We start from the raw sequence: 9774 nt of genomic DNA, 5'->3' as shown, positions 1-9774 counted from the left end.
CCATCAACTTGAATAGCTGCTAAAACTAAAAAAATGCCGATGATACCAAAAACAAAGCCACGAGCAGCAATTCCAAATCTCCCCAAGCAAACAGCCCAAGTTCTTTCACGATAAGACATTTCCTGAAGTTTTAACTCGCGACGAAATTTTGCTTTGTATGCTTGAAACAAAAAAGAAATTCCTACACAAATTACGATTACTCCCCCCAGTGCAACTAACCATCTCCCAAAAGGTTGAGCTAAAAAATATATTGTCCAATCTTCAAGTGGCTCGTCGTCATTACTTCTCGAACCCATAATCAGTTTTACTGCCGTCAATGCCAAACCTGCATAACCTATAGCACTACAAGCATAGCCAATACGCTTTGCAATTCGCTTGGCATTGATTAATTGCCCACGATTTTCGGGATCAAAAAATGCTTGAACTAAGCGCCAAAGTACATATCCAATGATTCCAAGAGTAACAATACTTAGTAAAAACTTTCCAAAGGGCTGAGTAATAATTGCTTGCAGGGCGCCTGTAGTGTCAGTAGTTTTACCACCACTACCAATAGCAGCTTGTATTGCAAATAAACCAACAATAAAATAAACTAAGCCTTTTGCTGCATATCCTAGCCGTGTCAGTCGCTCAAACCAAAGATTTGAAGTAACCTGCTTGATTGGTTGTTTAATTGGCTCTATAGGTGAATTATGTTTTGTCATCTTATTTAATAATAAGTTGAAGCGTGTACTATTATTTAATAAAGTTTGTATAGCGTCAGTTTAAAAATATTTAAACTGATGATATTTTCTTTTATAAAAATGAAATTGAGCGCTCAACTTACAAGATAAAATTCATTCAAGAGATTGTTTTTTATCATAATGCTCAATAGTGGAAAATTCGGATAGAATTTAAACTCTTAGAGGATGTTTGAAAAGTATCAATATTAACCAGAAACCTAACCCCTAACCCCTTCCTTACAAGGGAAGGGGAACAAGAGTATAAGGCTTTTAAAGCCTCTTCCCGCATCGGGGAGAGGTTTGGAGAGGGGTTTTATGTATATTTTTAGACTTTTCAAACAACCTCTTAACCAAGTTCAGATATTATATACTATAATCATGAATACAATTTAATGAAGTTGGTAGCTAGTAATGGACTTTAACAAAATTTGGATTGCAACAGCTATTAATTTGGGTCATAATGAAATTTTTTAAAATACATTAAATACTTAGTATATAATTATTTTTTTATCATCTATCTTAGGGTATAAAAATTTTTATCAAAAAATGTAAATCAAAAAACAATTATATTCTTGCGTAGGATATTTAATCTATCCACTAGTTTTCCACTATTGATGTTTAAAATATTTGGTAAATAATAATGATCTTGTTGGAAGAAATACTTTTCAACTTCTGCCAAAGCCAGCAGCGTGGTGGGCTTAAGCCGAGTATTCAAAGAGGTATATATGCATTCTGATAATTTTCGAGTGGTTCTGATTAGCATTTTTGCTGCTATAAATTTTATAATTGGTATAACAATTGGTATAAAACTGTACTCTGTTACTTCTGAATCTTCTTCTGATCAGAGCGTCGTGAACGAATTAAGTGCTTCGCGGAAGCAATAAATGAGGGATAAAATATAGTTAAACACTACAATTATTTGGATAATGATCTTTGGAATAGCTAACTTAATTGCAGAAAATTTAATCAAATTCAGCTAATACTTCCACTCAATATTAAAATTTTTGAGCGCATAAATTAAGTATTTATAAACTAATTTTTTCGCAAGTAAAATAGAGTTTGAATGCCCCTATGCTATATGTTAAGCAAATGGGGCAATTGATAAACTTTACAGACATTTTGACGATACACGACGAAAATTTGGAATGTTATTCCCCGTAGCCAGGGCGATTCGGATCTCGATAAGCAGTAGCTGTTTCTTGCTTCTTACCAGCTAAACCAGCTAGCCCAACTAGACCAATCAATCCTAACCAACCCCAATCAAAATCGTTATCTTCATAAATACCTTCACGCTCAACTATAACTTGAGCAGAAGCAGGCAGAGTTAAGGGCGCCACTATCATAGTTAAACTGAGAATACCAGCGCCCATAATTTGAGACAATTTTGAGTATTTCATAGTTAAAGTTCCTTTTTTTACTTTATTTAAAGTTAAATCTTAATTGTGGAAAACTCGTGGATAATTCTACAGATTTTCAATTATTATTACATGTCTATAGTTAGATTTATTTTCATTACTTTTGATAGATTCATAAATTTTGTAATATAAAGATATAGTCATATTAATAGAGATTTATAAATCAACCTTAGCATGAAAATGCTTAAAAATTTAGGACTTACGCTGTATAAACCTGGTTTCTAGGTTTTAGTGCGTAAGTCCTGAAATTAAATAATTAGGATAAATTCGAGTGTATGAATCGGAAAAAACCGTCTAATAGTCAAAATTCAACTGTTGCAATTAAAGATACTAATTTAATTAGCATGGTTTCTTTATTAGCTTGTGCTAGCATGGTTTCTGCAGTATTTTTCAGCAGCTATGCAAGATATTTAACTAGAAATGTTCTTTCTCCAGCTACTACATCGACCATACCTGCAAAAGCTATTCAAGAGCCAGTAAATAAAAGTAATAGCTTTGTTTTACCTAACTTTGACAGTAAGAATTTTGTGGCCAAAGTTGTAGAACAAGTGCAACCTGCGGTGGTCGAAATAAATGTTACCAAAACTGTACAAACTCAAGCATTAAATGCTTCGGATTTGCCGATCTATCAATGGTTTTTTGGAGAAAATCCGGCGCCAAAGTCTCAAGAGAAAGTTGCGCGTCGTTCAGGCTCTGGTTTTGTGATTAATCCTGATGGTCATATTATCACCAATGCTCACGTAGTTAACAATGCTGATAGAGTAACGGTCTCATTTGTGGATGGTCGTACCCTTGAAGGCAAGGTGCTGGGGTTAGATTCTATAACTGATATTGCAGTTGTAAAAATTCAGGGTACTAACTTACCGTCTGTGAAACTGGGAAGTTCTGACGGAATACAGATAGGAGAATGGGCAATTGCAATTGGCAATCCTTTAGGTTTTCAAAGAACTGTTAGCGTCGGTATAGTCAGTGGTGTAAATCGTTCTGCTAAACATCTGAATATTTCTGAAAGGCATGTTGGTATTATTCAAACTGATGCAGCGATTAATCCGGGAAATTCCGGCGGACCACTGTTAGATGCAAAAGGCAGAGTAATTGGTGTAAATACCGCTTTTATTCCTGATGCTCAAAACCTTGGCTTTGCCATTCCAATTAACACAGCTCTTAAAATTGCGCGCGAGTTGATTAGTAAAGGAAAAGCAGAACATCCTTACTTAGGCATTGAAGTCAAATCTAACAACAATCGTAATATTTTTGGTATCCGTGAGCAAGGAGTCACCATTCTTCATGTTGTTCCAGGTTCTTCATCCCAAAAAGCAGGACTACAGGTAAAAGATATAATTAAAAAAATCAACAATCAACCAGTTAATACTGCCGATGAAGTTCTTCGTTTAATAGAAAGCAGTAACGTAGGCAGCAGTTTACACTTACAACTCCAGCGCAAAGGACGTACTTTACAATCAACAGTAAAGCTTGATTCTCTTCCCACCTCTTCTCAATAATTTTGATGATTACTTCCAGATATAATAACCTTTATGGATAAAAATATCAACAAAAATATTTCTTTAGTTAGAGATTATAGTTTATCCACGAGTTTTCCACCATTTTTTCCTTATCTTTAACATATAGCCAAGATGTGACAATTGATGCTGCCTATTCAAGCAGAAAATCATCACGCTTAAGTTTTTAAAAGCCATGAAACTTGATCTTGCTCAGGAACCAACTCTGAATAAGTTGTTTGTACCGTGGATGCGGCGCCTAACTATTGGGATGTTTGGTTTTATTTTGTTTTTGTCACTTTCGGGAGTTGCTAGCTTTGCTCAAGATACACCTCAATTTCCATTATCTAATCCTCAACAAGGGCAGCCAACTGAACCGCAGAAAACTGTACCGTCAGCCCGTAGCGCGCCTGGATTAAGTAATCCACAAGAATTTGAAGCATTCGTAGACAAAGTTGTGAATGAGGAAATATCAGCATCTCATGTTCCTGGGGCTGTAATTTCTGTTGTTAAAGATGGCAAGCTATTTTTTACTAAAGGGTACGGCTATGCCAATTTAGATCAAAAAATTCCAGTTGTCGCTGATAAAACTTTATTTCGTGTTGCTTCCATTTCCAAGCTGTTTACAGCTACAGCAGCAATGCAATTGTATGAGCAGGGAAAGCTTGACTTAAATGCGGATGTTAATAAGTATCTGACAGACTTTAAATTAGAAAACCCTTACCCTAGCCCAGTTACACCTGCTAGGTTAATGACTCATACTGATGGTACTACTCAAAGATTGATTGGCATTGCAGCAAAAGAAGCAGCCAACATGAAACCACTAGGAGAATACTTGTCTAGATACATGCCCCCTGTTGTCTGGCAACCTGGTGAATTATATAGTTATTCCAATCATAGTATTGCTCTATTAGGCTATTTAGTTGAAAAAATCTCCGGCGCCTCCTTTAGCGAATACATTAACAAAAACATTTTTCAACCTTTAAATATGCGGCGCAGTACGTTTCTCCAAGCACCTCCTTATCCTTTGACTAATGATTTAGCTGTGGGCTATCAATATCAAAATGGTAAATATCAAGCCGTTCCATATTTATACTTAAATATCGCGCCTGCTGCGGCAATGAGTACAACTGCCACGGATATGGCTAATTTCATGATTGCTCATTTACTACAAGGTCGCTATGAGAATTCGCAAATTCTTGAGCCAGATACTGTACGATTGATGCATCAGACTCATTTTACTGAGCATCCAAAATTACCTGGTACTGGTTACAGTTTTCGTGAACGGTTGGAAAACAATATTCGCATGATTGGTCATTTAGGCAGCTTGCGAGGATATTCTAGCTCTCTGTCTCTGATGCCAAACCGTAACATTGGTATATTTATCGCTACTAATAGTTACAGTGGTATACATGGAACATTTCTAACTAAGTTTTTAGACCGCTATTTTCCAGTACCTAACAACGAACCTATCAAAGGTCTTTCCTTAAATAATCCTCAACTTGAACGGTTTACTGGTACTTACCGAGATATAGAGTATCCTCACCATACTTTGGCTAAGTTAACCTCACCGTTTAAGCATATAACTATCAACAAAGGTAATAACAGTGATTTAGTGATTAATACTCCTAGTTTGTTCTTCCCAGGAAGTGTACCAAAGATTCAATTAATACCCGTAGAACCAATGTTGTTCAAGCGGGCAGAAGATGACGCTTTTACTGGTTTTGGTGAAGAAAATGGTCGAATAGCCTTTGCTTTTAATCCATTATGGCCAAAAATAGGAGGCTACGAGCGAGTTTATTGGTACGAAACTGTTTGGGTACAGTTAGGAATTGCTGCCTTTTGTGCCATTGTTTTTCTATCGGCTTGCATTGTCTGGCCAATAGGTTATATTTTCAATATTATACGAGGTAAAGCTAGTTTGAATCGCCAAAAAAAGACTTTTGCGTGGGTAATTGCAGGAGTAGTGGGAACTCTCAACTTAGTATTTTTAATTGGCTTACCTTTATCGCTTTGGTTAACTGGCTGGAAACTAGCATATGGAGTACCTACAATAGTGCTGGCATTACTTTGCTTACCATTAATTACTAGTATTTTATCTTTAGTATTATTACTTTTTACTATATTGGTCTGGAAAAATCATTATTGGTCTTGGATGAAGCGAACTCACTATTCCTTGATTACACTAGCTGCATTGATTTTCATTCCTTTTTTGGCTTACTGGAATTTATTAGGTTTTCAATTTTGATTACTTTATTAAGCGGGCACAAGATATTTATCATTAAGAAGGGAGAACTAATTATGAAAGAAATTCGCAAAAAAATTAAATATTTTTTACTAGGCTTATTAGGTTTAATTGGCGCACTTTTAATTTATGGTTTAATTGAGCCATATATAATAGATGTAGAACCGCAAACAGCATCAATTCCTGGTCTTCCTGCTTCTTGGGTTGGTCAACGTGTAGCAGTTATGGGTGATTGGCAAGTGGGAATGTGGCTAGATAACACCCCTACAATTCGTAGAATAGTTACTCGACTTGTTAGAGAACGTCCCGCAGCTGTGCTGATTATTGGTGATTTTATTTATGGCGCCGGAAAAAATGCAGCCGAAGAAATTAATCAATCAATTGAGCTTGTTCGTCCACTGACTTCTTCTGGCATTCCTACATATGCCGTATTGGGCAATCATGATTATGGAATGAAATCCAAAAACGGCAATCCCGACGTACAGCAAGCCACCAAACTTGCTCAAGCTCTAGAAGCTGTTGGTGTGCAAGTGCTGGAAAATGAAGCTGTAATATTACCTAGCCAAATTCAGCAACAAACGCCGCTATATTTGGTAGGTGTTGGTTCCCATTGGGCTAACAACGACAAACCAACAGTAGCACTGGCGCAAGTACCAGATACAGCACCGAGGTTCGTAATGATGCACAACCCTGATACATTTGCAAAGTTTCCTGCGAGTAGCGCACCTGTAGCTGTAGCAGGACACACTCATGGTGGACAAATTCGTTTGCCATTCACACCAGAATGGTCTTGGTTAACTTTTGTTGAACAAGGTCAGGTTCATGCTGATGGCTGGATTAAAGACTATGGGGCGCCTGGAAATCAACTTTATGTAAACCGAGGGATTGGTTTTAGCATCGTGCCGATACGAATTAATTGCCCACCAGAGGTAACTTTGTTTACGCTCCAACGAAGCCCGTCTGCGTAGTAATTTCAGATTATGAATTAGATTTGCTAAAGTGCTTCTGGACAATAACCTAAATTTTTCGACTGTACATAACCACCGAAAGGTAATACAACTTCTACCCAGCCTCTTCTTCCTCGACTATTAATTGTAATGTTCCGACCTTTTGGAATAACTCCAACCCTTGCTGCATTAGCAGACGGTTTTCGTCTCACTACAACACCTGCATTAGATACAGGCTGGCGACAAAAGCTTCGCAGAGCAGGTGTTACATATTTACAAGAGTTGAGAAACTCCGCTAATACATAGCCTCGTATAGGAGATGAAATTGGCACGAAACCATTTTTACCACGATTTCGGATTGTAACATCTTGCCCATAATCTAAAAAACCAACGACTGAGCCTTTAATTGATTGTTGATCTAATACATAAACACCATTCCTCGTGCGAACTTGACGACAATTACTTGAATTTCTTGCTATTAAATATTTATTTTGATTATCTTGTAAAGTCATGTTTTGAGTAAAAGGCTGAAATGGTTGAGATTTTTTTGTAATAATGGCAAAACTAGGATAAGTAAAAAATTGTGTTGTGAATAAAAAGGAAGTTGTTACAATAAAATTATTTTTCCAACAGATTTTATCTTTAATAAACATAATTAATAATCCTCTCTTTTATTACGCTGCACCACATTCCCTAGCATCTTGGTAGTTCTAAAGTATGAACAAATGTTATTTTAAAGTCTTCAAACCGCTATTCATTAAAATAAAGCTAAAGTTTTACCTAATAGCTTGGTTTTATAATATATAAGCAAATAGTGGAAAACAAGTGGATAAGAGTTATTCGTTTGATAAATTCTTACTGTCGGTAGAACAATTTAAATGAATTTACACTATCATTTGACACTAACTCATTCAATGGGTGTAAGGATAAAGCTAATATTATAAGCCATTGGTTAGAGGAAAGAAATTATATTAACTTTATAATATGAATAACAAAGTGTTACAAGTAAAGTCTTAAAAACCGCTGTTACCATTAATGGGCAAAATTATTGTTGGAATATATAACTAGTATTTAATTATACTTATAAAAATTCTGCCCACAAGATAAAACACAGATAATCAGTGGGGTTCTGTAATGAAATTTACTTCAATATTATTTGGATTGGCACTTTTACTTTCTAATGTGCATGTTACAAAACTTTATGCAGCAGAAGTTAGTGATAAAGCAGATGGTGGTTCTTTAAAAATCAATCCAAATTATCATTCTGTTACGACTCAGCGCGAAGTACCTTCTTTTTTTCAAGCAATTGGTACTTCTTTATTCGATAATAATCAACCAATTTATCTTGACAAACGTAGTGTTAAACGAGTCAGTAATAATTCTTATGTTTATACTACAGTTATTGGCATTGATAAGCGTAAAAGTGAAACTGACTATATAGTACACTGTGATGATATTAGCAATGTTCGCCTTTTACGCTCACGCAGTTATAATGCAAATGAAAAAGTTAGTAATATTGAACTGGTTGATAAGTTAGTTTCTGCTGATTTTCAAGGAGTAGGCGATTCAGACAGATATCATGCAAATCAAATAATTTGTAGTCAACAAGAAATTGCATATCCACCTCGGTAGAGACTAAACATGTAACGTCTCTACAACAAAATTTTTATCATTCGTTAACCTGCAAAAATTTCTGTAACTTTGCTTGTACCAGGGGTCGGTTAATGTAGACTTTTGCTGCTTCTATTAGATTATTGATATTTTCTTCACTTGCATCATCAATTTCATCACTCAACCGTTTACCAGTTAATTGTCGGTCAAGCTGAAATTGTAGCCGCAAAAGGCGGTTATGCATAATATGCTCGGTAATATATTGGTAAATGTCTGATGACGCATCAAACAAAACACCAATTAATGGTTGTGCCCATTCTAAAAGACCCCATTCCTGTGCTTGCTTATAACGTATAATTTGGGTTCTTTCTCCGGTTCCTATCGAAAGCACAGAAATGTCTTCTATTTTATGACCTAATCTCAGTGCTTCAGCAACAGCACTAGCAGAAGGGTTATTAGCTGCGACACCACCATCAATTGCAGAGTATAAAAAATTAATTAGGTAGGTAGATGTATTACCAGGAATAATATTCCAAGGTTGATCTATTTCCGCTGTTCGAGTTAATCCTTCATACCTAATGATAGTGCGAGTTTGTCGATAACCTCTACTAGTAATGATTATTATATCTGTATCAGTATAAACATCATCAATAACAGAAGCATTTGTATCTAGTTGGATTGTACGAGTAGAAGCATTTTGGACTATGCCACTTACTTTTTTATCCAATTTATGTGCAGGAAAATAAGTAGGAGCTGATGCGGAACATACACATACTTCCCATAAAGGTAAATTTTCGTAGTCTTTATCTTTACGCCAATTCTTAAAAATAATTGGTCGCCTAGTAATTGTATCGTAGGAGATGATTAGCAGCAACGGTGAAGCAACATCAAAAAGCCTAATATTACCAAAAGTTTTTTGAGCAACTTGAATTAAACCATCATCTGAGAATTTAGGAGCAGACAAGCCATACTTTAAAATTAGTGGAATTCGTGCTAAAGAAAAACGACTCCTGTAAGGAAATATTATTGAGCTTTGTTGTTTATATAACTCAATAATTTCGTTACTACTACGCCCTGTAGCAATAGCAGCCCCTAACACTGCTCCGGTAGAAGTTCCAGCAATTAAGTCAAAATACTTATTTAATGGTTGATTAATTTGCTTTTCAATTTCTGCTAGTATTGTTGCACCAATTACTCCTCGAACACCTCCACCATCCAAACTTAAAATGCGAAAAGACATATTAATTATCTTCCTTCAAAATAATTATTATTGTAGGGCAAAGTTTTAAAAAAGCTTGGATTTTATAATGGTGTAAGGGAACTTCAAGATTAATCAAC

The 9774-nt window shown here is 35.7% G+C and carries 8 protein-coding genes; 4 read left to right on the top strand and 4 right to left on the bottom strand.

Going from position 1 to position 9774, the window contains the following annotated elements; all coding sequences use genetic code 11:
- Positions 1–701, bottom strand: a 701-nt coding sequence (locus DSM106972_RS37920; protein WP_148129266.1) for a DUF1206 domain-containing protein, incomplete at its 3' end; no start/stop codon positions are given.
- A 1166-nt stretch (positions 702–1867) separates the two neighbouring features.
- Positions 1868–2116 carry a WGxxGxxG family protein gene (locus DSM106972_RS37915; RefSeq protein WP_127085526.1) on the bottom strand — a complete coding sequence of 83 codons (249 nt, stop codon included), beginning with the start codon at positions 2114–2116 and terminating at the stop codon, positions 1868–1870.
- 293 nt (positions 2117–2409) lie between these two features.
- Between DSM106972_RS37915 and DSM106972_RS37910 the strand changes: the two genes are divergently transcribed.
- The 3 genes from DSM106972_RS37910 (at position 2410) to DSM106972_RS37900 (ending at position 6846) form a co-directional block, all read left to right on the top strand.
- Entirely contained in the window at positions 2410–3636 is a 1227-nt protein-coding gene (locus DSM106972_RS37910) for a trypsin-like peptidase domain-containing protein (protein WP_127085525.1), read from the top strand.
- Positions 3637–3829: 193 nt separating this feature from the next.
- Positions 3830–5881 (top strand): serine hydrolase domain-containing protein, encoded by a 2052-nt coding sequence (locus DSM106972_RS37905; RefSeq protein WP_233787216.1) that lies wholly within the window; start codon positions 3830–3832, stop codon positions 5879–5881.
- A 53-nt stretch (positions 5882–5934) separates the two neighbouring features.
- Positions 5935–6846: a metallophosphoesterase gene (locus DSM106972_RS37900; protein WP_127085524.1), complete on the top strand. Its 912-nt coding sequence runs from the start codon at positions 5935–5937 to the stop codon at positions 6844–6846.
- 26 nt (positions 6847–6872) lie between these two features.
- On the opposite strand, the gene DSM106972_RS37895 is transcribed toward DSM106972_RS37900, so the two are convergent.
- Positions 6873–7478 carry an SH3 domain-containing protein gene (locus tag DSM106972_RS37895; RefSeq protein WP_127085523.1) on the bottom strand — a complete coding sequence of 202 codons (606 nt, stop codon included), beginning with the start codon at positions 7476–7478 and terminating at the stop codon, positions 6873–6875.
- Positions 7479–7959: 481 nt separating this feature from the next.
- On the opposite strand from DSM106972_RS37895, the gene DSM106972_RS37890 reads away from it, so the two are divergent.
- Entirely contained in the window at positions 7960–8457 is a 498-nt protein-coding gene (locus tag DSM106972_RS37890; RefSeq protein ID WP_127085522.1) for a hypothetical protein, read from the top strand.
- Positions 8458–8494: 37 nt separating this feature from the next.
- On the opposite strand, the gene DSM106972_RS37885 is transcribed toward DSM106972_RS37890, so the two are convergent.
- Positions 8495–9676 carry a patatin-like phospholipase family protein gene (locus tag DSM106972_RS37885; RefSeq protein ID WP_127085521.1) on the bottom strand — a complete coding sequence of 394 codons (1182 nt, stop codon included), beginning with the start codon at positions 9674–9676 and terminating at the stop codon, positions 8495–8497.
- Between the last annotated feature and the right edge of the window lie 98 nt (positions 9677–9774).

The sequence above is a fragment of the Dulcicalothrix desertica PCC 7102 genome, from assembly GCF_003991905.1.
In the GTDB taxonomy this organism is placed as follows: Bacteria; Cyanobacteriota; Cyanobacteriia; order Cyanobacteriales; family Nostocaceae; genus Dulcicalothrix; species Dulcicalothrix desertica.
Note: the sequence above shows the minus strand (reverse complement) of the source record. Positions and strands in the feature narration are given on the sequence as shown.

Bases quoted from the DNA above. Each gene is read 5' to 3' on its own strand.
- DSM106972_RS37915 (WP_127085526.1), bottom strand. From the start codon at position 2,116: ATGAAATACTCAAAATTGTCTCAAATTATGGGCGCTGGTATTCTCAGT.
- DSM106972_RS37900 (WP_127085524.1), top strand. From the start codon at position 5,935: ATGAAAGAAATTCGCAAAAAAATTAAATATTTTTTACTAGGCTTATTA.
- DSM106972_RS37885 (WP_127085521.1), bottom strand. From the start codon at position 9,676: ATGTCTTTTCGCATTTTAAGTTTGGATGGTGGAGGTGTTCGAGGAGTA.
- DSM106972_RS37890 (WP_127085522.1), top strand. From the start codon at position 7,960: ATGAAATTTACTTCAATATTATTTGGATTGGCACTTTTACTTTCTAAT.
- DSM106972_RS37895 (WP_127085523.1), bottom strand. From the start codon at position 7,478: ATGTTTATTAAAGATAAAATCTGTTGGAAAAATAATTTTATTGTAACA.
- DSM106972_RS37910 (WP_127085525.1), top strand. From the start codon at position 2,410: ATGAATCGGAAAAAACCGTCTAATAGTCAAAATTCAACTGTTGCAATT.
- DSM106972_RS37905 (WP_233787216.1), top strand. From the start codon at position 3,830: ATGAAACTTGATCTTGCTCAGGAACCAACTCTGAATAAGTTGTTTGTA.